The 24,445-nt window shown below is 41.1% G+C and carries 29 protein-coding genes and 1 pseudogene; 18 read left to right on the top strand and 12 right to left on the bottom strand.

The annotated features are described in order from the left end of the window. Positions 1-17 precede the first annotated feature (17 nt). Positions 18-230, bottom strand: coding sequence for a hypothetical protein (locus V7K36_RS21950; RefSeq protein WP_335119229.1), 213 nt, complete (start codon positions 228-230; stop codon positions 18-20). Positions 231-359: 129 nt separating this feature from the next. After that, positions 360-1,070: a hypothetical protein gene (locus V7K36_RS21945; RefSeq protein WP_335119227.1), complete on the bottom strand. Its 711-nt coding sequence runs from the start codon at positions 1,068-1,070 to the stop codon at positions 360-362. A gap of 222 nt (positions 1,071-1,292) precedes the next feature. Here V7K36_RS21945 and hemE point away from each other — a divergent pair, with 222 nt between their 5' ends. Next, complete coding sequence (gene hemE / locus V7K36_RS21940; RefSeq protein WP_335119226.1) at positions 1,293-2,354, top strand: uroporphyrinogen decarboxylase; 1,062 nt, start codon at positions 1,293-1,295, stop codon at positions 2,352-2,354. A gap of 17 nt (positions 2,355-2,371) precedes the next feature. Here hemE and V7K36_RS21935 read toward each other — a convergent pair whose 3' ends face one another. Beyond that, the gene (locus tag V7K36_RS21935; protein WP_335119224.1) at positions 2,372-2,584 is read right to left on the bottom strand and encodes a hypothetical protein; all 213 of its coding nucleotides are present in this window, start codon (positions 2,582-2,584) and stop codon (positions 2,372-2,374) included. A gap of 318 nt (positions 2,585-2,902) precedes the next feature. Between V7K36_RS21935 and V7K36_RS21930 the strand changes: the two genes are divergently transcribed. Continuing rightward, complete coding sequence (locus V7K36_RS21930) at positions 2,903-3,847, top strand: NAD-dependent epimerase/dehydratase family protein (protein WP_335119222.1); 945 nt, start codon at positions 2,903-2,905, stop codon at positions 3,845-3,847. Between the two features lie 16 nt (positions 3,848-3,863). Here the strand turns inward: V7K36_RS21930 and V7K36_RS21925 are convergent, their stop codons facing one another. Beyond that, positions 3,864-4,136: a hypothetical protein gene (locus V7K36_RS21925; RefSeq protein ID WP_335119220.1), complete on the bottom strand. Its 273-nt coding sequence runs from the start codon at positions 4,134-4,136 to the stop codon at positions 3,864-3,866. A 73-nt stretch (positions 4,137-4,209) separates the two neighbouring features. Here V7K36_RS21925 and V7K36_RS21920 point away from each other — a divergent pair, with 73 nt between their 5' ends. Then, complete coding sequence (locus V7K36_RS21920) at positions 4,210-4,374, top strand: hypothetical protein (RefSeq protein ID WP_335119218.1); 165 nt, start codon at positions 4,210-4,212, stop codon at positions 4,372-4,374. On the opposite strand, the gene V7K36_RS21915 is transcribed toward V7K36_RS21920, so the two are convergent. Beyond that, positions 4,371-4,580 carry a hypothetical protein gene (locus V7K36_RS21915; protein WP_335119216.1) on the bottom strand — a complete coding sequence of 70 codons (210 nt, stop codon included), beginning with the start codon at positions 4,578-4,580 and terminating at the stop codon, positions 4,371-4,373. The genes V7K36_RS21920 and V7K36_RS21915 overlap by 4 nt on opposite strands. Positions 4,581-5,083: 503 nt before the next feature. Here V7K36_RS21915 and V7K36_RS21910 point away from each other — a divergent pair. Next, the gene (locus tag V7K36_RS21910; RefSeq protein ID WP_335119214.1) at positions 5,084-6,682 is read left to right on the top strand and encodes a B12-binding domain-containing radical SAM protein; all 1,599 of its coding nucleotides are present in this window, start codon (positions 5,084-5,086) and stop codon (positions 6,680-6,682) included. Between the two features lie 310 nt (positions 6,683-6,992). On the opposite strand, the pseudogene tnpA reads toward V7K36_RS21910, so the two are convergent. After that, positions 6,993-7,321 (bottom strand): annotated as a pseudogene (tnpA, locus tag V7K36_RS21905) (IS200/IS605 family transposase); the annotation flags it as partial. 44 nt (positions 7,322-7,365) lie between these two features. On the opposite strand from tnpA, the gene V7K36_RS21900 reads away from it, so the two are divergent. Then, positions 7,366-7,602: a hypothetical protein gene (locus V7K36_RS21900; protein WP_335119212.1), complete on the top strand. Its 237-nt coding sequence runs from the start codon at positions 7,366-7,368 to the stop codon at positions 7,600-7,602. A gap of 4 nt (positions 7,603-7,606) precedes the next feature. Here the strand turns inward: V7K36_RS21900 and V7K36_RS21895 are convergent, their stop codons facing one another. Then, on the bottom strand, positions 7,607-8,341 hold the full coding sequence (locus tag V7K36_RS21895; RefSeq protein WP_335119210.1) for a cysteine hydrolase family protein: 735 nt from the start codon (positions 8,339-8,341) through the stop codon (positions 7,607-7,609). Positions 8,342-8,678: 337 nt separating this feature from the next. On the opposite strand from V7K36_RS21895, the gene V7K36_RS21890 reads away from it, so the two are divergent. After that, positions 8,679-8,882: a PEP-CTERM sorting domain-containing protein gene (locus V7K36_RS21890; RefSeq protein ID WP_335119208.1), complete on the top strand. Its 204-nt coding sequence runs from the start codon at positions 8,679-8,681 to the stop codon at positions 8,880-8,882. 119 nt (positions 8,883-9,001) lie between these two features. Here the strand turns inward: V7K36_RS21890 and V7K36_RS21885 are convergent, their stop codons facing one another. The 3 genes from V7K36_RS21885 to V7K36_RS21875 form a co-directional block, all read right to left on the bottom strand. Further along, a complete protein-coding gene (locus V7K36_RS21885; protein ID WP_335119206.1) occupies positions 9,002-10,270 on the bottom strand; it encodes a tetratricopeptide repeat protein in 1,269 nt (422 codons plus the stop codon). Between the two features lie 145 nt (positions 10,271-10,415). After that, on the bottom strand, positions 10,416-10,628 hold the full coding sequence (locus V7K36_RS21880) for a hypothetical protein (protein ID WP_335119332.1): 213 nt from the start codon (positions 10,626-10,628) through the stop codon (positions 10,416-10,418). Positions 10,629-10,673: 45 nt separating this feature from the next. Beyond that, positions 10,674-11,342 carry a 2OG-Fe dioxygenase family protein gene (locus V7K36_RS21875; protein ID WP_335119204.1) on the bottom strand — a complete coding sequence of 223 codons (669 nt, stop codon included), beginning with the start codon at positions 11,340-11,342 and terminating at the stop codon, positions 10,674-10,676. A 263-nt stretch (positions 11,343-11,605) separates the two neighbouring features. On the opposite strand from V7K36_RS21875, the gene sfsA reads away from it, so the two are divergent. Continuing rightward, a complete protein-coding gene (sfsA, locus tag V7K36_RS21870; protein WP_335119202.1) occupies positions 11,606-12,331 on the top strand; it encodes a DNA/RNA nuclease SfsA in 726 nt (241 codons plus the stop codon). A 191-nt stretch (positions 12,332-12,522) separates the two neighbouring features. Here the strand turns inward: sfsA and V7K36_RS21865 are convergent, their stop codons facing one another. Next, positions 12,523-12,924 carry a fasciclin domain-containing protein gene (locus tag V7K36_RS21865; RefSeq protein ID WP_335119200.1) on the bottom strand — a complete coding sequence of 134 codons (402 nt, stop codon included), beginning with the start codon at positions 12,922-12,924 and terminating at the stop codon, positions 12,523-12,525. A gap of 744 nt (positions 12,925-13,668) precedes the next feature. On the opposite strand from V7K36_RS21865, the gene modA reads away from it, so the two are divergent. The 3 genes from modA (at position 13,669) to V7K36_RS21850 (ending at position 16,326) form a co-directional block, all read left to right on the top strand. Then, positions 13,669-14,520 carry a molybdate ABC transporter substrate-binding protein gene (gene modA / locus V7K36_RS21860; RefSeq protein ID WP_335119198.1) on the top strand — a complete coding sequence of 284 codons (852 nt, stop codon included), beginning with the start codon at positions 13,669-13,671 and terminating at the stop codon, positions 14,518-14,520. Between the two features lie 66 nt (positions 14,521-14,586). After that, entirely contained in the window at positions 14,587-15,162 is a 576-nt protein-coding gene (locus V7K36_RS21855) for a DUF642 domain-containing protein (RefSeq protein WP_335119196.1), read from the top strand. A 519-nt stretch (positions 15,163-15,681) separates the two neighbouring features. Continuing rightward, on the top strand, positions 15,682-16,326 hold the full coding sequence (locus V7K36_RS21850) for a DUF642 domain-containing protein (RefSeq protein ID WP_335119194.1): 645 nt from the start codon (positions 15,682-15,684) through the stop codon (positions 16,324-16,326). A gap of 122 nt (positions 16,327-16,448) precedes the next feature. Here the strand turns inward: V7K36_RS21850 and V7K36_RS21845 are convergent, their stop codons facing one another. After that, the gene (locus V7K36_RS21845) at positions 16,449-18,635 is read right to left on the bottom strand and encodes an FAD/NAD(P)-binding protein (RefSeq protein WP_335119192.1); all 2,187 of its coding nucleotides are present in this window, start codon (positions 18,633-18,635) and stop codon (positions 16,449-16,451) included. 578 nt (positions 18,636-19,213) lie between these two features. Here V7K36_RS21845 and V7K36_RS21840 point away from each other — a divergent pair. From V7K36_RS21840 to V7K36_RS21800, 8 genes are all read left to right on the top strand, one after another. After that, positions 19,214-19,624 carry a 2TM domain-containing protein gene (locus V7K36_RS21840; RefSeq protein WP_335119190.1) on the top strand — a complete coding sequence of 137 codons (411 nt, stop codon included), beginning with the start codon at positions 19,214-19,216 and terminating at the stop codon, positions 19,622-19,624. A gap of 487 nt (positions 19,625-20,111) precedes the next feature. Next, positions 20,112-20,435, top strand: coding sequence for a phasin family protein (locus V7K36_RS21830; protein WP_190896299.1), 324 nt, complete (start codon positions 20,112-20,114; stop codon positions 20,433-20,435). A 78-nt stretch (positions 20,436-20,513) separates the two neighbouring features. Further along, a complete protein-coding gene (locus V7K36_RS21825) occupies positions 20,514-21,035 on the top strand; it encodes an FKBP-type peptidyl-prolyl cis-trans isomerase (RefSeq protein ID WP_335119185.1) in 522 nt (173 codons plus the stop codon). A gap of 430 nt (positions 21,036-21,465) precedes the next feature. Beyond that, the gene (locus V7K36_RS21820) at positions 21,466-21,591 is read left to right on the top strand and encodes a hypothetical protein (RefSeq protein ID WP_334822534.1); all 126 of its coding nucleotides are present in this window, start codon (positions 21,466-21,468) and stop codon (positions 21,589-21,591) included. A 132-nt stretch (positions 21,592-21,723) separates the two neighbouring features. Further along, a complete protein-coding gene (locus V7K36_RS21815) occupies positions 21,724-22,869 on the top strand; it encodes an alkaline phosphatase family protein (RefSeq protein ID WP_335119183.1) in 1,146 nt (381 codons plus the stop codon). A gap of 488 nt (positions 22,870-23,357) precedes the next feature. After that, complete coding sequence (locus tag V7K36_RS21810) at positions 23,358-23,549, top strand: hypothetical protein (protein WP_335119181.1); 192 nt, start codon at positions 23,358-23,360, stop codon at positions 23,547-23,549. 199 nt (positions 23,550-23,748) lie between these two features. Further along, positions 23,749-23,931 (top strand): hypothetical protein, encoded by a 183-nt coding sequence (locus tag V7K36_RS21805; protein ID WP_335119179.1) that lies wholly within the window; start codon positions 23,749-23,751, stop codon positions 23,929-23,931. Then, positions 23,925-24,344 carry a PepSY-associated TM helix domain-containing protein gene (locus V7K36_RS21800; protein WP_335119177.1) on the top strand — a complete coding sequence of 140 codons (420 nt, stop codon included), beginning with the start codon at positions 23,925-23,927 and terminating at the stop codon, positions 24,342-24,344. Before V7K36_RS21805 ends, V7K36_RS21800 begins: the two co-directional genes overlap by 7 nt. The last annotated feature ends 101 nt before the right edge of the window (positions 24,345-24,445 follow it).

Raw genomic sequence — 24,445 nt, 5'->3', positions numbered from 1 at the left:
ATCAGAAATTTTTTTTGCTATTTCCTCAGTTCTGCTTGGCAGTTTTTACTTCTGAGAATTCTGCCTGTCAAGTTTAAATTGATGGGTAAGTAAGTCGGCGAGAAAAATTCAATGTATATGAAGAAATATAAAGTTGAAGTTGGGTGTGTTACGCCGTAGGCTAACGCACCTTGAATCGTTGGTGCGTTGCGCTGCGCGGCAACGCACCAACGATTTAAATTTCTTAACATAGCTTGAAATATTAGCACCGACTTACTTAAGCAATTTCGTAGTAAGGACTGAAGTCCTTATTTTCTAAGCACTAAAGTGCTTACTACAAACCCTCAAAACTAGCTTGACAGACTACTAGTCTAGCGATCTTAATTTCTTTTCAATGTACACAAGCCAATTGCTGGTATAATTCCCAGAATCATTGCCGTAAATAATTGTCCACTCCAATACAATATAAAATTACGGTTTGCTTCTGGAATCAATACTTGTATAACAAAAAGCAACCAAACTAAAATACTAATTAATAAGAAAGAAATTGAGGGTAAAAAATTCCACCACCAAATGCCTGCTGTATATCGCCTCAATACCAGCCATTGGCAAATCCCTAGCCAAATTCCAGAAATTATATATGCGATCGCTGACAGAAATCCCAAAATCAAAGTATCTTCAAGAGATGATGAGGCAATGGTTGAAATGTCGTTAATCCAGGCTGTAGAAACACCATTGGCAATCAGCCAACCTACACTAGTAGCAAATATCCATTGCCAACCCGGTAAATATCGGTAAAGGATCAGACTCTGGTCAGCAGCAAAAATTACGGCAAATACAACATTACTGAAACTTCTAACCAAAATACTCCATGTTTGTGGTTGGATAACAACGCTAGGTGAGAGACTTTGGAGAATAATTTTCTCTAAGGCGATACTGACAACGCCACCCACAACCCATCCAATTAGGGTCATTAAGGTAAACTGAATAAAGAACCTCTGTCGCTGCGATCGCGGAATCAAAAACTTGCCTGGGTTAGGCTCGTTATTAATAGATGCAACATGATCGGGACTGTTAGAGTCAGTTTGCATAGGAAGTTAGGGGAGTGGGGAGTGGAGAAAACACAAAAGAGTGACAAAATTCTTTTATATTCCACTTTCATTGTTAATTCTTGTTTTATCGCATTCCGACTCCTGACTCCCCATTGCCGTCAAGCGACTAAGGCTTTCGCTGACAACTTGCTGATCAAGCGTAATCCCAGAATGATAAGCTAAACAGTGGTATAAAAATTGTGACTTAGGATGAAGTGATAAATGGGTGTTTCTTCAACGACTCCTCATCTCTTACGGGCTGCTCGTGGTGAAGTAGTAGATCGTCCCCCTGTATGGATGATGCGACAAGCGGGACGATATATGAAAGCATATCGAGACTTAAGAGAGAAGTATCCTTCGTTTCGCGATCGCTCGGAAATTCCAGATGTAGCAATTGAAGTTTCCTTGCAACCGTGGAGAGCCTTCCAACCAGATGGAGTAATTTTATTTTCTGATATTGTCACCCCATTACCTGGTTTGGGCATTGACATGGACATCGCCGAAGGTAAAGGGCCAATCATTCACTCGCCCCTCCGCACTCAAGAACAAATTGATGCTTTGCGTCCTTTAGAACCAGAAGCAGCTCTGCCATTTATCAAAACAATTTTGCAGACGCTGCGCTCGGAAGTAGGCGATAAATCAACGGTGTTGGGCTTTGTGGGTGCGCCGTGGACGTTAGCAGCTTATGCAGTAGAAGGAAAAGGTTCTAAAACCTACTCCATCATCAAAAACATGGCATTTTCAGATCCGATAATACTGCATCAACTGTTAGCTAAATTAGCAGATGCGATCGCTATCTATGCCCGCTACCAAATTGACTCTGGTGCCCAAGTTGTGCAAATGTTCGATTCTTGGGCGGGTCAGTTGAGTCCTCAAGATTATGACACCTTTGCTCTCCCTTATCAGCAGAGGGTTTTCCAGCAAGTCAAGCAAACCCATCCCGATACACCTTTGATTTTGCTAGTTAGCGGTAGTGCGGGTGTATTGGAAAGAATGGCACAATCTGGCGCTGATATTGTCAGTGTAGACTGGGCGGTGGATATGGCAGACGCACGAGCCAGATTGGGTAAACAAGTCAAAGTTCAGGGAAATCTTGACCCAGGCGTACTATTCGGCTCTAAACAGTTTATCCGCGATCGCATTCTCGATACCGTTCGCAAAGCTGGCAATTGGGGTCACATTCTCAACCTCGGCCACGGTGTTTTACCAGAAACTCCAGAAGAAAATGTCGCTTTCTTCTTTGAAACCGCAAAGGAACTTAATCTTGCAGGAGTTAAAAATTAGGAGTTATGAGTTATGAATTAGGAGTTATAGCGTTTCCTAATCACATGAGTTACATCATAGCCCCCTCTCGAAGAGCGGGGAGGGGGTTGGGGGTGGGGTTCTTGTACCTCACTCAACTGAGAACCGCTATATCCCTCTTCTGTCACTCTCCGAAAACTTTTGCCATTTCCGAATTCTAGAGCTTTTGTATAGCAGGCGATCGCGCGATTCTTTTCTAATAACAAATACAAGACCAATTTTTTTCTAATAGTATAGCTTGTATTGGTTGCCTCATGAGGCTTCTAGCGATCGCCCTCGCGGAAAGTGACAGAAGAGGGATATAAACTATAAAATTATCAGTTGCGAGGCGCAAAGTGATTTTTTTTATTCTTAACTCCTCACGTACAGACGCGATTAATCGCGTCTCTCCTAACTCCTAACGTACAGGCGCGATTAATCGCGTCTCTCCAAACTCTTAACTCCTAACTTGATTAATAACTCCTGATTGGGAACTTTTAACTTAATTCTTAACTCCTAACTCCTAACTCCTAACTTATTAAAATCTTAGTATGAGCCAGAAACGGATTTTAGTGACTGGTGCAAGTGGTTGTATAGGTCATTATTTAACAGAAGTCTTAATTAAGGAAACAGATCACGAACTGTATCTGCTAGTTAGGAACCCAAGTAAACTGCAAGTTGATACCAAGGCACGTTCAGGCATCAACGTTTTACAAGGTGATATGCAAAATATTCACCAGTTTGCCGATTTGCTCTCCACAATTGATACGGCGGTACTCACTGCCACAGCTTGGGGTGGTGATCAGACATTTGAGATTAATGTCGTCAAAACTATAGAGTTGCTCGAACTGCTAGATCCAGAACGTTGCCAGCAGGTGATTTATTTTTCGACAGCTAGTGTTTTAGATCGCTACAATCAACCATTAAAAGCAGCTGGGGAAATTGGGACAGATTACATCCGTTCTAAATATGAGTGTTTACATCAAAAAGAAAAATTAGCGATCGCACCCAAAATTACCACAGTATTTCCGACTTTAGTAGTGGGCGGTGATGCCAATAAACCCTATTCTGCTGTCACATCTGGCATTCCCGAAGTTACGAAATATATTAATTTGATTCGCTTTCTTGATGTAGATGGCAGTTTTCACTTTATCCACGGACGAGACATTGCCACTGTAGTACGATATTTAATTGATCATCCTCCCGAAAATGATCAATCACGTCGGTTTATTTTAGGTCAAGCGCAGTTAACTGCTGATCAAGCAGTGAAAGAAGTTTGTGCTTATTTGGGCAAAAAGATTTACTTTCGCATTCCCGTATCTTTAGCATTGGCTAATTTGATTATTGTTCTGTTCCGCATTCAGATGGCCGCTTGGGATCGGTTTTGCATGAACTATCGGCATTTCACCTATGAAAATTTCATCAATCCTGATAGTTTCGGCTTGCCAAATTATTGTGCAACCATGAGTGATGTTTTAAAAATTAGTGGCATTTAACGTGCTGATAAAATATCTATTGTTTGCTAATGATGGCGGTCATTTCTTGCGGAGATAAGCCGACACAAGCTGCAAGTTCTTCCAATGTCAATCGTTCGTGTGTGTTTGCTTCTAACATAGACGTTGCAGCTGCAACGTAATCAGGATTAGCAAGATGATTGATATTCTTAGGAGAAGTTGCTTGGGAATAAAGGCTGGCAATGCCGGAGCCTCCAGTAAATTTTTGTATTTGATAAGTGGCAATTAGAGTAGCTTGATGGGCTTGGAGATAGGCAACATAAAATTGCATAATAGCTAATCTTTTTTGCTGTCTCGCTTCCTTCCAACGAGCTCGCAAAACAGGAAGCTGCTGAAAAGTACTGATGAATTTAATCGGGTCTACTGTGACAGTTAAGGAAAAGCTGTTTGAGCGCTCAGATGGGGAATCCGGTGATGTTGATACCGTAGTTAGAGCCGGAGATAATTCGATAGATACGACATCTCTAAAAGCATTCAATCCCATTGCAGCTTTTGTTTCTAGCACTTAGGCTGAATTGCGTTCAGCAATAGCTACTAATTGCTCAATGATTTTGAGATCCTGCTGTGTAATCTCAGTTTTAAGCAGGTTAAGTTGATTACCATAACTGGACTTATCTTCGGATGCAACCACAGGAAATGTAATACTGACAAATATAACGGCAAGAAGAATCCTGAAACTTTGTGCAAAAGCTTTTGAGAGCCATTGTGCGATCATCTGATTGATTTATTCTGAAGCGCTACACTTGTTTTCTAATTTGCTTCTCTTTTCACAATACCGCTAAATGATAATATTTCTTATAAATCTGGAGTCTTTTTCAAAAAACTAGTCAGTAGATGGTGATAAGCATCAGTCTGCAAAGCATTATAATCAAAGGTTTGGATATCTGCTCACGATTGTAGGCGATTAAGTTTATTAGCAACATTTAGTGATAGTGTTTAAGGCATTTAGCGATCGCCTGTGACAGTTGCGTAAGTCCTGCTGATATGCATTTAGTTTACAATCTGGTCGTAGTAAGGGAAGCCAGAAAGCTCCTGACTCCTGTTTCAACATGCTTTTCTTTTTGCCGATTAGCTTATCTGCTGCAAGAATTCCAGTCCCTAGTCGCCCATTTGATGTAAAAATATCAATGCTAAAATAAAACAACTTTAATAAAAAGTCAATAACTCTTAATTTTCGTTAGAGTGGGATAACAATCAAAGTGTGAGGATTGATACTACATGCGAATCTTGTTAGTGTATCCGATATTTCCCAAAACCTTTTGGTCTTATGAAAAAATCTTGGAGTTAGTCGATCGCAAAGTTTTATTACCACCTCTGGGTTTAGTAACAGTAGCCGCGATTCTCCCCCAAGAATGGGAATTCAAGCTAGTCGATCGCAACATCCGCCCAGCAACAGAAGCAGAATGGGCATGGGCAGATGTAGTAATTCTCTCCGCGATGATTGTCCAGAAACAAGATTTACTCGACCAAATCCAGGAAGCAAAAAAACGTGGCAAGCTAGTCGCAGTCGGCGGCCCCTACCCCACCTCTGTACCTCATGAAGTTGAAAATGTTGGCGCAGATTTTCTGATTCTGGATGAAGGGGAAATCACGCTACCCATGTTTATTGAGGCAATAAAAAGGGGAGACACATCTGGTACTTTCCGCGCCACAGAAAAACCTGATGTCACAAGCACACCAATACCCCGCTTTGATTTATTAGAATTGAATGCCTATGACATGATGTCGGTGCAGTTTTCGCGCGGGTGTCCCTTCCAGTGCGAATTTTGCGACATTATTGTTCTCTACGGGCGCAAACCACGCACCAAAGCCCCAGCACAACTGTTAGCAGAGTTAGATTACCTCTATGAATTGGGTTGGCGGCGGGGTGTGTTCATGGTGGATGATAACTTTATTGGCAACAAACGAAATGTGAAATTGTTGCTGAAAGAGTTAAAAGTCTGGATGGCAGAACACAAGTATCCCTTCCGATTTGACACAGAAGCTTCGATTGACTTAGCAGAAGACTCAGAAATGTTGGAGTTGATGGTTGAGTGTGGTTTTGCGGCGGTGTTTTTGGGAATCGAAACGCCGGATGAGGATAGTTTGCAAATGACCAAAAAGTTTCAAAATACTCGCAGTTCCCTAACTGAGGCAGTGGAAACCATCATCAAAGCGGGATTACGCCCAATGGCTGGGTTTATTATCGGTTTTGATGGCGAAAAAGCAGGCGCAGGCGATCGCATTGTCCGCTTTGCAGAACAAGCAGCTATTCCCTCTACTACTTTTGCCATGTTGCAAGCGTTACCTAACACTGCGCTTTGGCATCGCCTGAAAAAAGAAGGACGACTACGGGACAATCAAGATGGTAACATCAACCAGACAACATTGATGAACTTCCTCCCCACCCGTCCCCTAGAAGAACTTGCACGAGAATATATTGAAGCATTTTGTACTTTATATGACCCAGTACAATACTTGGATCGTACCTATCGTTGCTTCTTGATGATGGGTTTGCCGAGTTGGAAAGCGCCAGCAAAAATGCCAGAGTGGGTAGTTGTGAAAGCGCTGCTGATTGTAATTTGGCGACAAGGCATCAAACGGGAAACCCGTTGGAAGTTCTGGCATCATTTGTTCAGCATTATCAAGCGTAACCCTGGAGTTGTTGAGCATTATATTGCCGCTTGCGCCCACAACGAGCATTTTCTAGAGTATCGCCAAATTGTGCGCGATCAAATTGAAAGTCAACTAGCGGAATATCTAGCACAAGGTGCAGAAAAGCCATATGTGCTAGTGAAGGAAAAAGTAGAGAAAAAAGCTGAAGTGGTAGTCAGTTAAGGCGGGTAACGGGTAATAAGTAATAGTAAATAAGTTACTTATTACCCGTTCTCAATTAAAAGTATATAGTGATTCCCGTACAGGTAAGGTACACACAAAAATAATTAACCACAACGTGAGTTCGACAGAACTAAAAAATAGCAGGAGGCAGTGCAGGTAAGTCTTTTGGATAAATGTCAATAGAGCGTTTAGCATAAATTTTTACCGCTCATAACTTTTCAAACACCCTCTTAATACACCGAGTTAACTGCGGCGGGGTAGCCCCTAAATTCTATTTATGGGGGCTAGCCGCAGGCGAATTTATTCGCCGTCAAGTTTCTTTTTGGTTTTGAATGTACATTTTTATTGTGTCTAGTGTTGCACCGCCCACCGTTGATACAAAATAGGAATTAGTCCACAACGAAGGTAATCGACTTTTTAATTCGGGAAACTCCAAACGCAAATATCTAGAAGTTGCACCCTTGAATCTCTTCACGGCTCGGTGTACTCCAAATTGAGGGTCAACATCAATCAATAATGTACATGGTCTGGCATTATCTCCATTTCTAAGATTTCAACTTTAATATCAATAGCTATTTGTGCAAGCAATTCTTTAAGCCTAGCTGCTACAGCGTTTACTAGTACTTTTCTGTGATATTTTGTCTGCTTACTTGAGTCGATACGTCGATCCAAAAACAGAAACTTTGTCAATCAAGCTAGCTAGAAATGGCTGGCTAGGGATGGAACAATTCTTGTTGGACGCTTGGCAAAATGGGTCAAATCAATCTGCGAGAACTGCGACTAGTTCAAAGTCTCCTACTGGCAACAGTGGGATAGAGCGGATGTCTAGTAATCCAATAGCTCGTGAGGAGTCGGAACCTGTAAGGGTAAACGAAACTCATGCAGTGAGTTGGAACCCACTGCATTCATGCATGGGGTAGTTCACTAAAACAACATTGCGGGTAATTCGCTAAAAGAAATCACATATTTCTCTCCAATATTGCGTTTCAATATCTTAATCGCCGCTTCATGATATTCTTGCCCACCACTAGAAGCACAGCCATCTGATACTACGAACGTCTCAAATCCAGCATCAAAGAGTCCTAAAGCTGTAGCCATCACACAAGCGTCTGTATCAACTCCACACACTGCAACTGTAGTAATAGCGTTATTTTGCAAGGCTTGGAGCAGGGCAGGTGACATCACAAAAGAAGTAGGAGCATGAGCATGAAAAAAAAGGAAACGGGACATAATATTTACTTCGAGCAGAGTAGTTGAAATTGGAGAATATGAAGGCTTATCAAACGTTTTGCTGACAACCGGAATTAAGGTTTTAGAAAGCTCTGTTTCCTGTCCAGACACCATTTCATTCCAGTTGAGTTGACGTGAAAAGTTAGGATTCCGGTTAAAAAAGCGAGTTGCCCAAACCTGATGAAACTTACTAGCATTATCAACCACCTTTGGCACAACCGCTTCACATTCAGGTGTGATCAAAAAGCCATTTTGTAAATCTACCGCTAACAAAATCCCTTTACGTTGGCTTAATGAAGTAGACTGCGCCTGCGCTTTCTTAGCGGAGCCAAGTTGGACGGCTGCCAATGTTCCTGTCAAGGTGATAGCACCGTGAAGGATAGTTCTTCTATTAATTCTATTTTCAAACATGGAAGTGACAAGTTGCATAGGCTCTCAGGTTGAGGTCTTGCACGAATTCGATGCTCTACAGGTCTTTGGTTTGGTTGTTGATGTTAGACATTGTTTTTCTTTTTAGTTAATTGAGAGAGATTAGTCAGTTGATTCTGTGCGGCGCTGGCGTTTTAGGCGCTCACCTTTACAGAACTTCTTTACAATAAATAAATTTGATTAGACGCACATCGTCCAATAGTTATACGACGCACATCCTCCAATAGTTATACTACGTGACTAAGCTTAACTTTCTGTAATATTTTTTGACTAAGGAATCGCGCAGAAATAAATTACCTATTTGCTGAGGAAACTTGGCTAATGCCACCTCTGCCCAATGCAGTGGCTTCTGTTGCTGCCCTTCATACGTGACCGTAACTTTAATGATCTTGTCGTCGTTCTTGATATCGGCGAGGCAAATGTCAAGGCGCTAATTGGTGCTAGTGTTCCTGAACCATCTGTTACTCTGTCGATGTTTGCTGTAGGAGCAGTTAGTATGTTTGGATTGCGTCGTCGCCGTCAAACTTGCAATTCTAACTAAACTTTGAAACCTTGTTAATATAGGGTGCGTTTAGTTTCATTGGAAAATAGCAAGTGATTAATTGCATTTTCACCCGTACACTTATACGGGTGAATTTCGTGTATATTGGCATTTATATTTTATCTACCGCGATCGCGTTCTAAATCATCCATTACTTTTTGCAAATACCACTCGTCTGACATCCCAGGATAGTAATCCTGCTTTTGCTGAATCAATCGTTCGGCAATTTCCCAATATCCCCCAACCATTCGTAAAAGTCGCTGACGTAGCAGGTTATATTTTTGCTTTTTTGACTCAGGACTAAATTTCTGGATTTTTTCTAGGCTACTTAAGACTTGTTGATAATTTCCCCAGTCTTCTTGTTCACAAAAGATACTCGCCGCCCGTTGATAATCTTCCAGAGCGTTTTGCATTTCTTCTAAACAAGTATAGGCAATGCCGCGATTGTAGTAAGCTTGAGCATCATCGGGATTGATCTGTAGTGCTTGGGTATAATCTTGAATTGCACCAAGATAGTTACCCGTTGTCCGATAGGCATTACCTCTGGCAATATAGACTAAGGCATCTTCGGGTTGTATCTGAAGTGCTTGGTTAAGATCCGCGATCGCACCTTGATGATCTCCTAATGCAGAACGGGCTTTACCTCGGTTGCGATAGACAATGGCATCTTGAAAATTTAGTCGCAATGCTTGATTAAAATCTGCGATCGCTTCTCGATAATTTCCCATTTTACAACGCACAACCCCACGACAGCAGTAAGCTTGGGCATCTTGCGGATCGGCTTTTAATACCCAGTTTAAATCGGCGAGTGCCTCTTGGGTATCTCCCTTTTCAGCTTTTTCTAATAATTGCGTGAAATATTCATTTGTGGATAAAATTGGCGCATTTGGAGAATGTGATTGCTGTACAACAGGTAATTCTTTGGGTTGTAGCTGTTTAATTAGTTCCAGACACAGACGACAATTCTCTTTATCCTGTTGCTCTAGATATAATTGTGCAGCTTTTTTAAAGTTAGCGATCGCATCTTGAATATAACCCTGTTTGCGCCGCACCATCCCCCGTAGATTATAAGCAGCAGCATAATTCAGATTCAGACGAATAGCACGGTCAACATCCTCCAGCGCCCCCGGCAAATTTTTCAGCGCCACCCTAGCCAATGCACGACAATAATATGCTTCTACACTCTCAGGATTAAGCTTCAGGGCTTCAGTATAATCGGAGACAGCATTAAGGATTGCACCTGAGTCATAATATGCCAAACCCCGTTGCAAGTAAGCTTCGGGAAAGTAAGGTGTCAGTTCTAAAGCCTGGTTAAATTCTTCAATTGCTCCAGCGTAGTCTTTTCGCCTAGCCTTTTCCAATCCTCTATTGTAGAATTCGTCATTCATGGCATTTGTTTGGTTGATTCAGTTAGTTAAATTCCACTAGGCTTTCTTCGTAGCCTAACCTATCCACTTACCCTTAATATTCTAAGTATTCAGCGTGGCTTTGCTTGATTTCGTATTTTGAGTGAATTCAAACGAACACACGACCCTAAGAGGATGTTTTAAAAGTCTTTGGTGAATAGAATAGAGCCTCCAGCACGCTGACGCGAACGCTACTATACAAACTCTCTAATAAAAAATCACGGGTTTCATAACCTGTGGAGGCAGGTTTTGTCTGTATAGCCAAGGCAAGTAAACAACCACTCTCAGCCCGATTATTTTCAATTCCAAATAAAAAAGGTGGGGAAATGAATGTATTCATTTCCCCATCTCTCGTAGATTGTAAAATATTTACAGTTAACTAGAATTATTCCAAAAGCAATCTAGGAGTACTCAGTACAAAAACATCTCTACTTCCTTGAGCGTCAATCTGTGGTTTTATGGGAGTGGTGAAGTGGAAAAATTTATGGTCATTGATCAATAAGAGTTCTCCCGGATTTAGAACTTTACTAAACACAGGCTTTTCTTTTTTGGCAGTATACAAATGTGTTTCTCCACCTTCAATATTATCTCTATCTACTGAGAATATGCCAATAAAATCAGTACCATCTTTATGGATACCTTCAGGCGCTGGATTACCCATATTATCTGGCGAACAAATAGTTCTAATTTGATGAACTCCGATTTCAGCTTCCGGATGAAGTTTACAAGAATCACTAAATGCTAAGACAAGATTTCTAAAAATATCAAGTTCTATGAGTGCATCATCTAATTCTGCAAACTCTCTTTTTACATCACCCACTAATGGATTATACTCTTTACTTTGAAAGAGGTAGCTATGAGGTAATTTGATTAACTCATTTTCAGAAACTGTGAACCGAGATAATCTTCTCGAACGATAGTTGCCTTTGATATAAGGGTCAATAGGCATATTACTAAAAAATGGCTTGAAACCTTCTGGATTGATCGAATTTACCTTTCTTAGAGTAAACAGAAAAGCATATTCTAATTCCGTTGCTGTCACCAATTTTTGCATAGGATTTACCTCCTTGCACATTGAAATTCTCCCAGATTTTTCTTTATGGGAGGCTTATAACACCTAGTATATGCTACTTCTTATTAAGATGTTGTCAATTTGACTACATAAATTGACACTTTGTGATATATGAAGATGCTCAAATTTTGTCACAGGCGGAGTAATACTCATGGGTGTATGAGTAGCTGCTGAAAAGATTTGCTGATGGGGTTCGGTGGGGGAAGAAATCGACGTATATTTACTAGCAGCAACAAGGTTCCATAATGATAGATTGGCTTTACCGTTACCCACCTTTATATCCAGGTATTCTACTAAAACGCTACAAGCGGTTTTTTGCTGACGTTCAACTTACTTCTGGCGAAATAGTGACAGCACACTGTCCCAATACAGGGCCAATGACTGGAGTATCAACTCCCCAAAGTGCTGTACAGCTTTCCAAAAGCGATAATCTTAACCGCAAATTGGCTTACACTTTAGAACTAATTCAGGTACACGACAATGAGCCGACTTGGGTAGGTATAAATACAATTTTGCCCAATCGGGTGGTAAAACTGGCTTTAGCGAAACATCTTTTCCCAGAATTGGGCGACTATAGCCAAATCAAGGGCGAGGTGGTTTATGGGCTAGATAAAAAAAGTCGAGTGGATTTTTTCTTGACGGGGAGTGAAGAGGAACGCCCGATTTACTTAGAAGTGAAAAATACAACTTTATCTGAGGGGAGATTAGCCTTATTTCCTGACACCGAGACTACAAGAGGACAAAAGCACTTGCGAGAACTAATGGCGCTCTTACCTTTAACTCGTGCAGTGATGCTTTACTTTATCAATCGCAGTGATTGTACTGAGTTTTCTCCTGGCGATCGCCCAGATCCTGTATATGGTAAATTATTACGGGATGCGATCGCTCTTGGTTTAGAAGTCTTACCTTGCCGTTTTGACATTTCCCCTGAAGGTATCCGTTATTTGGGTTTGGCAAAACTAAAAATTTAATTACATCTGATTACAGAGACGTTGCATTGCAATGTTTCTACATGCATAAAACAATAAATCCATCTAGATACTGTCTAGATGGATTTATTGATAGTTGGTATTTACTAAAAAATATTCAACCAAACTCTAATGGAGAAACGACTATAGGTAGTCGCCGCCCCATAAATAGCATTCGCTATTCTGAGGTTTGCTTATGCAGGAATCAAAACTGTGTCAATTACGTGGATAACACCGTTATCAGCAGCAACATCTGCTGTTGCAACTTTTGCATCATTTATCTTAACGCCATTAGAAGCGTCAATTTTTACATCTGAACCTTCAACTGTTGTAGCTGTCTTCAATTTAGCTACATCAGCAGCCAGCACCTTACCTGAGACAACATGATAGGTCAAGATTTTCTTGAGCTTAGGAATATCTTTGAGTAATGCGTCTACTGTACCTGCTGGAAGCTTTTCAAACGCTGCATCAGTGGGTGCAAAAACGGTGAATGGACCAGGGCCTTTGAGTGTATCTACTAGACCAGCCGCTTGGATTGCTGCAACTAGTGTCTTGAAAGAACCATTATTAGTGGCAGTGTCAATTATGTTGGCCATGTTCTTTACCTGTTTCTGTGTAAGCTGTTACAAACCTAAACTATTTGTTTAATAAAATCTATCTATCGTTAGGTGTATGTTAAATCAAAATTTTTATTGATATTATAAAAGTTTATATATATTTTTATACAAATAAAGAATTATATGTACATTGTCTGCGTGGATGAGTTATAGGTACTCCTGGATGCGGATCGCTCCTTTTTCTAGAAAGTGGTAGGGGCGATCGCCTATTCAGTAGTATCAACACAGCAGTTTTTACCAAAAAAGTTAGTTAAAAAGATGGGTAAAGGCATCTTAATTTTTACAAAATTGGTATAAAATCAGGTTTTTAGCTATTTAAGAGTTATCTGAAAATTTTTAATCCCCTAGCGAAACAGGCAATGCAGAGCTTATTCAGTATTTATATTCCTTTGTCCTAGCTTTTTGTCATGAATTTATCACCAAAAATGTTGGTAATGCGCGTATTTAACTGATATTATTTCATCACTAAATACATTTCACTCGCTGTTTGTGTAATCCTACTTGGAAATAATAAATTCCCATCACACTAATGCTTTTAGCAATTGTGATTGTCCGTTTATTTCCAGAATTGATTATACGTAGGACTTACGCAAAAACCCTCTCAAACTCCCATTTGTCCATATCCTCTGCCATCTCTGTGGCTGTTTTTCCATTGCCTGTGCGTAAGTTAGGTATGTCAACAATGAGACTTTTAGGTAATATTTTCCCCAAACTATAACTTTCATGAAAAGAAGAAGACTTATTGCTTGGATTGCTACGGCAGTTACCAGCATGATGCTGGTAATTGGCTTGCAGTTTGTCAATTTCTCGCCAGCAAGATCCGTAACCACACTTAACGTGTATGCGGCTGTCAGCTTAACAAACGCGCTGAATGCCATTAAGACTCAGTACCAAAATGCTAACCCAGGTGTCAACGTTGTTTATACGTTTGGTGCTTCTGGTACCTTATTGAGCCAAATACAAGCAGGAGCACCAGTAGATATTTTCATTTCTGCTGCCACCAACCAAATAGATGTCTTGCAGAATTCAAGCCCAAGTAAATTAGTGGCAGGTAGCCGTAAGAACATTGTTAAAAACAGTCTAGTTTTGATTACTCCTACGACACCTCCCGTTAGTGTTGGTAGTGCTGGTCTTACTAGCATCAATGGTTTGACCAACGCCAACATTACTGGTATTGCTATAGGTGACTACACAGGTACTCCTCCAGTTGTGCCAGCAGGAAATTATGCCAAACAAGTTCTTACTAGCCGAGGTCTTTTCACCGCTCTTAGTCCTAAACTATACCGTGCCAGCAATGTACGTAACGTCTTAACTGCTGTTGAAAATAAAACTCTTGCAGTTGGAGGTGTAAATAAAACTATTGGCGCAGGTTTTGTTTACACAACCGATGCTTTCATTTCTAACAAGGTAAAAGTCGTACAAACTGCCAACCCGGCAGATAGTGCTGCGATTGTCTATCCATTGGGTATACTCACCAGAACTACAGTTCGATCAACGGCACAGAGTTTTTCTACTTACTTAAGTGGTACTAATGCCAAGAATATTTTCAAAAGTTATCAATTTAAGTTGCCTTAATCACCACAAAGTAAATCAATTAAGTACTCGTTGTCGTGAATTTTGAACTATTTGGAGTAATGTCTCGTGAAGTTCACTAAAAAACTCTCAATTCTTGTTTGTAGTTTGACCACTGCCTTCCTTTATACTGCTGTGATTACCAATACTTATAAATCAGCAGCACAAGCAAAAGGACAAGATCTGATTATCAACGGGGGATTTGAAATCGATCCTCTCGTAGATCCTAATGATCTCAAGACTTCAAATCCTAATATTACAGGATGGATTAAGTCTGGCGATTCGATAGATACATCAGTTATTAAAATTAGCAACTTTCCTAAAACTGGTAAGCAGGGTTTATCGCTTGGTGGATTTTCAAAGATTAGCTACATATCACAGACTATCCCTACAGTTCGTGGTAAACACTACCAACTTACTTACTATTTAGCATCAACAGAGCAAGCACCTGATCTGAATAATAAGTTTCAGATTTTTATAGGTAAAAAGGAAGTTGATGTTAAAAAAAATATTCCCTTTCAGAACTACAGGCAATACACGTTAGATTTTAAAGCAGAAGCAACATCTACAGAGATAAAGTTTGGTTCCAAAGCAGAGTTTGCGTTTTTATATTTGGATGATGTGAGTGTTAAAGCTACACCTTAACATTAAGGAGAAAATTGTCGGGATGAAGCGATAGATGATGGAGATGAATAAACCACAGATGACAAGCTAATCGCAATACTGCTCGGTTAAGTCTAAAAAATAAAAATGTGTAGGTTGGGTTGAGGAACGAAACCCAACATTTTGCGGGGTTTATTGGGTAACGCATTGCCTCAACCCAACCTACGAATATTCTTAACCGAGCAGTATTGAAGCTAATCCTCATTTTATTAGAAGCCCAAGCGATGTCTGGCTTTATAGTGTCGAGAATGCCACTATGCCAATAATTAGACTTAAGTCCGAACTCACCTATAAGTCAATATAGTTCAGTTAAGGTTTGTTGGTGAGAATTTTCGGCTTTTAGAGACGCGAAATTTCGCGTCTCTACAGAGTTTAATAAAGCTAACTCTTCTAAATCGATATCAAGTGTTTAGTTTTATTGACACTACTGAGAATCAGCATAGTAACTATCAACTGGTTTTAAACATTGTCAGAATTTTGAATTATTTGGAGTAAAATTTCATGAATTTAACTAAAAAACTTCCAATTATTGTTTTGAGTTTTACCACAACCTTCGTTAGCACTGCTGTGATTACCAATACTTATAATACTGCTGCACAAGCGGCAGAACTTGTTAGAAATGGAGGATTTGAACTCGATCCCCTCGTAGATCCTAACAATCTCAACACTACAAATCCTAATGTTACAGATTGGACTAAGTTTGGCGATCCGATGGATACATCATTGATTAAAATGAGCAATTTTCCTCAAAGTGGTAATCATGGTTTATCACTTGGTGGATTTGTAGACCTCAGCTACATATCACAGACACTTTCTACACAACCTGGTCAGAAATACGAACTTAGTTACTATTTATCATCTATAGATGGAGTCCCTGACCTTGATAATCAATTTCAGACATTTGTAGATGGAAATAAAATTTTTGATCAAACAAACATTTCTTATCAAGCATATACGCCATATAAGTTCAATTTCACGGCAGACGCATCATCCACAGAATTAAAGTTTGGGTCTGTTGATAGACATGCATTCTTATACTTGGATAATGTGAGTGTAAAACCTGTGCCTGAGTCATCAACTATTGGAGGAATTGCAGTTGCCGGTTTATTGGGAATATGGTTGAAGAAAAAGAAGGTCATTAGCTAGAAATAATTGCCCTTTTTTATCACTTTTGGAAAACAACAGACACCATACAATCTCAATGGAAAAGGTGTCAAGGCGTAGCCCATCGTAGACATCGCCTTACCCTTTTTATAGCTAAATAAAGTTCAAATTTGATAGTCTAATGCAACTAAAACTCTGCCACAATGCTGATTTGCAGGTACAGCTTCCAGCATCTTTTTCGGTTGCGGTAAGTTGAGGTTCTTCATTAGTTCGATAAACTGGTTGCGGCTGCGTCCAGCAAACCGGGGATTCCAGGACTTTTCCTCGCCAATGGTGGATACTGTCTGTCCTTGGTAGTCGTGACCAGGATATACCAAGGTGTCATCCGCTAATGTGAATAGCTTCTGAGTAACGGCATCATAGAGTGATCCAGCATCACCGCTTTGGAAGTCGGTACGACCGCAACCCCGGATGAATAGGGCATCTCCAGTTAATACATGAGTGCCGTTGACTAAGTATGCCATGTGGCTGTCAGTGTGACCAGGGGTAGCGATCGCCCGAATCTGCACGTTCCCTAATTCCAACATATTCCCATCGGCAATGTAGTGGTCTGCACAGGTAGCCGCTGCATTCTCAGGTAGAATCCCCAAACAACCCGTAAGTGATCTGAGTCTGTCTGTCCCAGTAATATGGTCGGCATGGATGTGGGTTTCCAGACAATAGCGCAGAGTCAGCCCCAATTGTCGCAATATCTGAAGATCACGTTCCACCTGCTCCAATACAGGATCAACTAAGATAGCTGTTTTACTTTCTGGGTCGGCAATTAAGTAAGTATAAGTACAAGATTCTTTATCGAATAGTTGACGAAATAACATAGCAGATTTCTTCAACATGAAAGTAGTAGCATCAGGTTTTGGATTGAGGGATTTCAGTAACTCCTGTGCCAAACTTGCTGCTTGAACCCGAATTTCGGGAACAGCGGTGGTTTCCCAAAGATTGCCCTTGCGCGGTGTCCCCAAGGTGTACAGCATTTGAGATGCATTTCCATCTGCATCAATCAGCGCCCCATTTCGGGCAGTATCAATTCCCATTGACAATCTATTGGGACGGATTAATCGTTGTTCTTGGAGGCTAGCGACCAATGGGTGCTGCAATCTGAGGTAATCACAATTTGCACCGGTGCAGTTGACAATCCGCTTAACTTGCAAAAGGATATCCTTGTGCGTCCCCCGTTCGCAGATTTTCACATTCACCCCATCCTCAAACTCCTGACAGCTTTGAATCCGACCTGCGTAATGGATCAGTTGACCAGACTCCATTGCAGCATCCAGTACTTCGGCAATTTCTTCAGCAATCCGATGCCGGTGAACTTCCCAGTAAGCTTTGACATGGCGCAGAAATCGCTTCTGTTCCGGCAATGGCATTGCTTGCCAAAGTTGGGGAATAATTGGGCGGATGGCATCGATTACTGCCCGCCAATCTTGAGCCAGTCCGTTGCCGGGGTTCTCCCGGTTGTAGGAACTGGCGTCTCCTTGGGTAAGAGCCTCACGCAGCTCTTGACGTACCACATGCAGCAGTCCTCGCGCCGTTTTTGGTGCAGTTTCTACATCAATAAATGCTGGATAAGAAGTTGTTGATTTGTGGGTATAGGGCATCAATCCGTGCCGCGAGACGGTATGAATTTGTCCCTGGAACCCTTGGTGATGCAAGGCAACAACCGCATCTACCATTGTTAACCCAGTGCCCACCAGCAGAATAGCATCCTCTGGATTTAGGCCAGCGATCGCATCAGCAGACCAAGCATCTTTAACATAGCGGTTGTCTAAAACGGCGAGCGGTGCAGGCAGAATTGCCGGGAAATTGCCCAACGCTAACACCGCCTTTTGCACATGCAAACACTGACCATTGCTCAGGTACACTATTGTGTTATCAGGTTTTGTTTCGATGGCGATCGCTTCATCCACAATCTTCTCTAGCTGCACATTAGCTGCTGCATTTTCCTGTGCTGCTTTTAAAGTCGCCTGCACATAGTCCCCATAAACCCGACGCGGAACGAAGGTAGATGAAGTTACCTGTTCATGCCCATTTTTGTGCAGCCAGTTCAGGAAGTGATTTGGTTGATCACCAAATGCGCTCATCTTACCCGCCGGCACATTCAGCAAGTGACAATCTACTGGTGTCCCGTAAGCAACTCCTCTACCCACTTCAGAATTACGTTCAATCAACTTGATAGATAGTGGCATAGTTGCGTTGCGTAAAAGATTGGCTGCAACCAGAGAACCGCTAAAACCACCACCAATAATAGCGATCGCAACTGGAGAGACGGTTAGGTTAAAAATGCTGTTGTTCATAGGACGTGTGAGTTGCACTTGCTTTCTACTGATCAATTTACAGCCGATAAACTGAAATTTCCGCTTGTAGCAAGCTGTTAGGCGGATGAATTAGCTCAAAAAACCACATAGTCACATGAATAAGTGGGAATTGCACTTGAGTGTCCAATTCCCCAGATCAAGAGAGTGGCGATCGTCAGATTACACAAACTAAAATCTAGACGAGACAGGGTTTTGGAACTATTTCTCTAAAATTGATGTGTCTATTGCATCCAAATCCGATGCAAATAGCGTGGTTTTTAGTTAACATCAAAAAACCCTTCACCAGCGAGAATTTTACCTCTACAATTGTCAATATTTTCTGACACTACTAGCATTCAACCTTCAGATAATGTTTGGCTTAATGTCCTAACAGCAATATAGAAGTATTGACAAATACAGTAGCCCTAAATCGATTGTGAGAAAATAATAAGGTTGTGAATGTCACTAAGTATTGGGTGCAAAATGTGGAGGCGTTCATTAACTGAATTGAACGAAGCCTATCAAAAACTTCGTGAAATCAAAAGCGCATTTACACACAAACTTATAAGGTAATTAAAATGACTTACGATTCCCAAGATGTGGAACAAATCCTTCAAATAGCACTGACTCATAAACAGGAAGGTGAATTTTCACGAGAACAGCTTCTAGAAATGGCATCTGAGTTAGGTATTTCTTCTAATATTTTGGAAACAACTGAGCAAAAGTGGTTAGCTCAACAAGAAGAGGAACGTTCGCGACGGACATTTAATACTTTCCGAAGCAGAGGTTTTTGGGCGCACTTTGTTTCCTTCCTAGCAGTGAATTTATTCCTGATTCTCTTGAATTTAATCACTAGTCCTAGTTATTTTTGGGCTATCTTCCCAGTATTAGGATGGGGGTTAGGACTATTTTTTCATTGGTGGAGTGTTTATCAGACTAAAACAGAGGATTACGAGATAGCCTTTCAGAAATGGCGCACACAAATTTAACTAACGCACAGCTATCTAGTCCTACGAGTTAAGAGTAATCTTTCACCTACAAATGGGGAAATTTCCGTACTTGATACTCTGCTGACTCCACTATCGGATAGGATTCTGCCAGTGCTGGGATGAATTTGTCTTCAATAGTCTGCAAATTTGCTTGGGGTATGGCTTTCCACTGCTCCAGCGTTGCCCAACGAATGATCAGGATAAATTATTTGTGGTCATTGGGGCTTATACAAACCTATTTACTGAGAAATTTAGGATATTCAGCCAGCCCTGTTGTCTAAATTTGGGCATCCTTCTGGATAAAATCTTCCCGTAAATTCGGGGCAACCTTAAACTTGAGGAGTTCTATAAACACGTCCTTTGAACCCTCTGCTTGCTAATTTGCCAAAATAGAGCTGTAGGCTAGAATAACTACGCTTTAAGCATAGCTTGATTGCCTACACTCAGGTGCAAGGGTCGGCTGGTTAATAAGTAAGAGGAAGGGATTATGGACAGCAACAACTGGTTGCAACAACTAATGATGGTGGGTCTTGGCACAACGTCTTTAGTAGCAGAAAAATTGCGCCAAGTCAGCGATGATTTAGTTAAAGACGGTAAGCTCAATCCTGAGCAAGCCAAGGCGGTAATAGATGATATTGCCCAGCAGTTAAAGTCGGAACAGGGAAATTTCGATGTCCAAATGCAACGGCAAATGCGAAATATGATGCAGGACTTGGGAGTAGCTCGCCAGTCGGAAGTGGACGAACTCAGGGGCAGAATTGACCGTTTAGAGCGTCAACTGCGCGATTTAGAAAATAAGCTTTGGCGTTAAGATGTCCTTTCTGATTTAAACTAATTGTGTCCTGTTGGTAATCTTTTTGCCAGGATACTTAAGTAAGGAGAACTGATTTTGAAACCAATTTTTCTTAGCGTGGCGTTCATGCTGGTGTGTGTTGTACTTTTGGTTGTGGGACAAATAGGCAGTAAACAGAACACTGCCATTGCTGCCCAGTTAACCCAAACGCCGCCAGCGCCCACAACTGTAACTGAAAACAATATCTTAATTGCGAGTAATACTATGTCTGATGCTAATGTCGTAACTACCCCCTCTGGATTAAAGTATGTCGAGTTAAAAGAGGGGACTGGGGCGACTCCTCAACCTGGACAAACGGTTGAAGTTCACTATGTTGGCACTCTAGAAGATGGAACTCAGTTTGATAGTTCACGCGATCGCGGCCAACCCTTCAGCTTTAAAATTGGCGTTGGACAGGTAATCAAAGGTTGGGACGAAGGACTTAGCACCATGAAAGTAGGCGGTCGTCGTCAGTTAATCATCCCCCCAGAGTTAGGTTATGGCGCTCGTGGTGCTGGTGGGGTAATTCCGCCCAACGCCACTCTGCATTTTGATGTGGAATTGCTGGGAGTTAAATAGAGACTGGGGCATAGGGACAAGGGACAAGGGAGAATTGTTAAAAGAAGTTATTATTCTCTCTGTTCCCAATGCTCAATGCCCGATCAAATAAATTACTATTTGATGAGGTGCACTTTTTCAACTCAAGAGCCAGACATAAAGCAAATTTTACTTCTGACTCTTTGAAGTTCCGTACCATTCTCTTGATTCGGAATTCTCCCCGATCTTCTAACCTTTATCAGGAATATCAATTCTGGCTGTTCCAATAGGAATGTCTCCATTTAATCCAACCCTTTTAGCTGTTACTCCATAGAGGGTGTTAGAAAAGTTTTAAAGTATACTAAAAACCCCGCTTCCATTCCTCTCCCCGAAAGGTCGATAGGCTTTGAAACCCCCTAATAATGATTATCATTCTTAGCGACTGTATATTTTATTTTCTGGAAGTCCCTAAGTGAATCAGTGGGTTGCTGAACTAGGCTCTTACCAGCCAAATCTCCAACAGACACCCAGCGAAGTTAAAGCACTAGCCGGTTTAGTTTCGACCTCACATCCCGATAGCGCCCGACACCTAAAATAAACCATTGGTTACTCATACAGCCGTCTCACTTTTCCAGAAAATAAGCCTTTTTTAAAACCAATTTTCAACTATTTCTGATTTATTGATCCGACAAATCATCCCAGATATATTTAATATTTATACTCAATATCTATGTTATTACATCCCAGACTTCAAACAATTCTTCATCATGTTTGCTTATTGAGTTTGAGCTTCACACTCAATAGTTGTTTATCCAACTCCCAAAAATCTAGCCAATCAGCGACTAACCCACCGCAAGTAGTTGAAAATACAGCAGCAGCAGTTTCAATTCCTATACCAGACGACAAAGCCATCCCTAAATATGACCATATCTTTGTGATTGTTGAAGAGAATAAATCCTACGACCAAATTATTGGCAACCCGAATGCACCCATCATCAATCAACTGGCAAAAACCTATGGCTTGGCTAGTAACTTCTATGGCGAAGTGCATCCCAGCGAAGCTAACTATGTCGCCATTTTAAGCGGCAGTACCTTTGGTATTCATGATGATGATGCTTTCTATTGCTTTGCTGGTAGTAATGAGCAATTTTGCCAGAATTCCCGTCAAGCTGACTATGCTAACCACACTATTACCTCTAAAAGCTTAATCGACCAATTGTCACAAAAGGGGCTGACTTGGAAAGGGTATTTTGAAGATATTCCTTCCCCAGGCTCTAAGTCCGTTATAGCTCCCAGCTTCATCCGTGTGTTATATGCGGTCAAGCATAATGGTTTTATGAATTTCAAAAAAGTGCAAGATGACCCAAACTTGCCTAGTAAAATAGTAGGAATTGATCAACTTACTACCGACCTGAACAGTGGTAAAGTTCCCAATTACAGCCACATTATCTTCAACCAATGTCATGAAATGCACGGTTTAGCAGAGTGCCCCCAATTGCAAAAACTGATTCAAACTGGCGACACGATGATTGGAAAAGTTGTTAATCAAATTACCACTTCTAAGTTGTGGGCTGAGTCTGGTAACAATGCAATTATTATTACTTGGGATGAAGATAGTAATCCCTCTAACAAAGCTAAAATTCAAGGTTGCTGTGGTTTTGACCGTGATAGTAACGCTAACTTTGGTGGCGGTCACATTGCGACGATTGTGATTACCAACCACGGCTTACGGGGCATTGTGGATAACACACCCTATAATCATTACTCATTGTTACGAACTACTGAGGATGCTTTTGGCATCTATGAATACTTAAACTATGCCAATGACACGACTAAAGGAGTTAAGCCGATGACCAATCTATTTGTGAAAAAATAAGAAAGATATAAACCGCAAACTCAAAGACCACTGGCAAACACTTCAAGAGCAGTAGTATTGTTGAAATTTTCCTTCGATTGTCTAAATTATTATTTGTTTTTATTTCATTACTGTACGTTCGCTCATTTTTAACCTGCAAGATTTAATTAAGCCTTACAAGGCTTATAATCCAGGCGCTGCAATCGATTTAGGCATTTTTGTCTCGCACAGAGCTTTTGCCATTTTATGATTTATGCTATCCCTGTGCCTTAAATAATCGCCTCTGGGAGCCTTCTGTGATGGTCACAAATTTTACTTATAAATAACGGGTTACTTAAAAATATCCTTTTTCCTTTTGCACTAAGGCTTTAATTCCCTTCCGGATCTCAAAATAAGCGAACGCACAGTCATTAAGCTTGCTTTTTTAATGCAAATAGATTTCAATACTCTGTAAATGCTAGTATTTGTCAACTAGATATTGAGTGATGTAACGGAGTCAGAAAACAATAATGAAGTCTAAACAGTTTGTTCTCGGTCTATTGCTGACAGGTGTGATCGTGGTGTTGGTGACAGAACCTACTAGAAGTGAGGACATATTATCACTTAGAGTTCATAAGAGTACAGTGTCCACCAATGCTAACGAAGACTTTACTCAGCAAACACGCCTGATTACCAAAGAGCAGACTGTTGAACCAATCTGACAAATTCGGCAAGTAAGTGAGATAGAGAATCCAGCCAAGAGCGACCAATTGTTATTAGTGCAGTCGCTAACACAATAAACAGCGCCTTCCGAAGAAATCGTGCAAGTTTATGATTATCGGATTCAGTAACCGTGCGGTTTTTATCACCTTTATTTCTGCTGCTTAATATCCTGTTGTTTTTCCTCAAGTAGTCTCTACCATGCCCGCGAAAAAGCTCCGTCATCTGACCTTTATTCTGCATCGCATCCTGGGTTTTGCGATCGGATTGATTGCGATCTTGGTTGGCTTAACTGGCAGCCTGATCGTTTTTCAGCGCGAAATCCGCCATATTTTTACTGTTCACATTTTTCACTGGATTTGCCTGGAATTTGGGCTATGTTGACCGGCCAATCTCCTCTACCTCTGAGCCAGCAGATAAAAACGGCTCAACTTGCCCTACCCGACGGAGCATTGCGGAGCATTGACTTAACGACAGATCCGAAAGCGCCTCTGCGATTGCGGATGAAGCTCCCCCAAGAGCAGCTGGAATACGGCATGAGCAATGTCTATCTGGATCTATACAGTGGTCAGGTTTTACGAGTTGATAATTCGTTAAAGGCATCGTTAGGCGACAAGATTCTCAATTCCTTCCAGCCATTGCACTTCGGCACCTTCGGCGGCTTACCCACCCGCATTCTTTACATCTTCGTTGGTCTGGCTCCGTTAATTCTATTTATTACTGGCTTTGTGATGTGGTGGGATCGCAAACCCAAGCAGAAAGATGATTATTCTCATAAACGGAGTTATATAAACTAATTCTCAAATAATCGGCTTTGTTTTAAAAAGTACTATTAGGTGTGTGGAGTATGAAAGTGTTGCGTAGGCGTAGCCCGTCGTTGACATCGTTGTTTATTTCC

The sequence above is a fragment of the Nostoc sp. genome (assembly GCF_036919555.1).
Lineage (GTDB): Bacteria > Cyanobacteriota > Cyanobacteriia > Cyanobacteriales > Nostocaceae > Nostoc.
The sequence above is the reverse complement of the archived record's forward strand: the minus strand, read 5'-3'. Positions and strand labels throughout refer to the sequence as shown.

What these genes read in the sequence shown, in the direction of transcription:
- V7K36_RS21950 (WP_335119229.1), bottom strand. Translation starts at nt 230, where the DNA reads ATGTTAAGAAATTTAAATCGTTGGTGCGTTGCCGCGCAGCGCAACGCA.
- V7K36_RS21945 (WP_335119227.1), bottom strand. Translation starts at nt 1,070, where the DNA reads ATGCAAACTGACTCTAACAGTCCCGATCATGTTGCATCTATTAATAAC.
- hemE (WP_335119226.1), top strand. Translation starts at nt 1,293, where the DNA reads ATGGGTGTTTCTTCAACGACTCCTCATCTCTTACGGGCTGCTCGTGGT.
- V7K36_RS21930 (WP_335119222.1), top strand. Translation starts at nt 2,903, where the DNA reads ATGAGCCAGAAACGGATTTTAGTGACTGGTGCAAGTGGTTGTATAGGT.
- V7K36_RS21925 (WP_335119220.1), bottom strand. Translation starts at nt 4,136, where the DNA reads ATGCAATTTTATGTTGCCTATCTCCAAGCCCATCAAGCTACTCTAATT.
- V7K36_RS21920 (WP_335119218.1), top strand. Translation starts at nt 4,210, where the DNA reads ATGAATTTAATCGGGTCTACTGTGACAGTTAAGGAAAAGCTGTTTGAG.
- V7K36_RS21915 (WP_335119216.1), bottom strand. Translation starts at nt 4,580, where the DNA reads ATGATCGCACAATGGCTCTCAAAAGCTTTTGCACAAAGTTTCAGGATT.
- V7K36_RS21910 (WP_335119214.1), top strand. Translation starts at nt 5,084, where the DNA reads ATGCGAATCTTGTTAGTGTATCCGATATTTCCCAAAACCTTTTGGTCT.
- V7K36_RS21895 (WP_335119210.1), bottom strand. Translation starts at nt 8,341, where the DNA reads ATGCAACTTGTCACTTCCATGTTTGAAAATAGAATTAATAGAAGAACT.
- V7K36_RS21890 (WP_335119208.1), top strand. Translation starts at nt 8,679, where the DNA reads ATGCAGTGGCTTCTGTTGCTGCCCTTCATACGTGACCGTAACTTTAAT.
- V7K36_RS21885 (WP_335119206.1), bottom strand. Translation starts at nt 10,270, where the DNA reads ATGAATGACGAATTCTACAATAGAGGATTGGAAAAGGCTAGGCGAAAA.
- V7K36_RS21880 (WP_335119332.1), bottom strand. Translation starts at nt 10,628, where the DNA reads ATGAATACATTCATTTCCCCACCTTTTTTATTTGGAATTGAAAATAAT.
- V7K36_RS21875 (WP_335119204.1), bottom strand. Translation starts at nt 11,342, where the DNA reads ATGCAAAAATTGGTGACAGCAACGGAATTAGAATATGCTTTTCTGTTT.
- sfsA (WP_335119202.1), top strand. Translation starts at nt 11,606, where the DNA reads ATGATAGATTGGCTTTACCGTTACCCACCTTTATATCCAGGTATTCTA.
- V7K36_RS21865 (WP_335119200.1), bottom strand. Translation starts at nt 12,924, where the DNA reads ATGGCCAACATAATTGACACTGCCACTAATAATGGTTCTTTCAAGACA.
- modA (WP_335119198.1), top strand. Translation starts at nt 13,669, where the DNA reads ATGAAAAGAAGAAGACTTATTGCTTGGATTGCTACGGCAGTTACCAGC.
- V7K36_RS21850 (WP_335119194.1), top strand. Translation starts at nt 15,682, where the DNA reads ATGAATTTAACTAAAAAACTTCCAATTATTGTTTTGAGTTTTACCACA.
- V7K36_RS21845 (WP_335119192.1), bottom strand. Translation starts at nt 18,635, where the DNA reads ATGAACAACAGCATTTTTAACCTAACCGTCTCTCCAGTTGCGATCGCT.
- V7K36_RS21840 (WP_335119190.1), top strand. Translation starts at nt 19,214, where the DNA reads ATGACTTACGATTCCCAAGATGTGGAACAAATCCTTCAAATAGCACTG.
- V7K36_RS21830 (WP_190896299.1), top strand. Translation starts at nt 20,112, where the DNA reads ATGGACAGCAACAACTGGTTGCAACAACTAATGATGGTGGGTCTTGGC.
- V7K36_RS21815 (WP_335119183.1), top strand. Translation starts at nt 21,724, where the DNA reads ATGTTATTACATCCCAGACTTCAAACAATTCTTCATCATGTTTGCTTA.
- V7K36_RS21810 (WP_335119181.1), top strand. Translation starts at nt 23,358, where the DNA reads ATGAAGTCTAAACAGTTTGTTCTCGGTCTATTGCTGACAGGTGTGATC.
- V7K36_RS21805 (WP_335119179.1), top strand. Translation starts at nt 23,749, where the DNA reads ATGCCCGCGAAAAAGCTCCGTCATCTGACCTTTATTCTGCATCGCATC.
- V7K36_RS21800 (WP_335119177.1), top strand. Translation starts at nt 23,925, where the DNA reads ATGTTGACCGGCCAATCTCCTCTACCTCTGAGCCAGCAGATAAAAACG.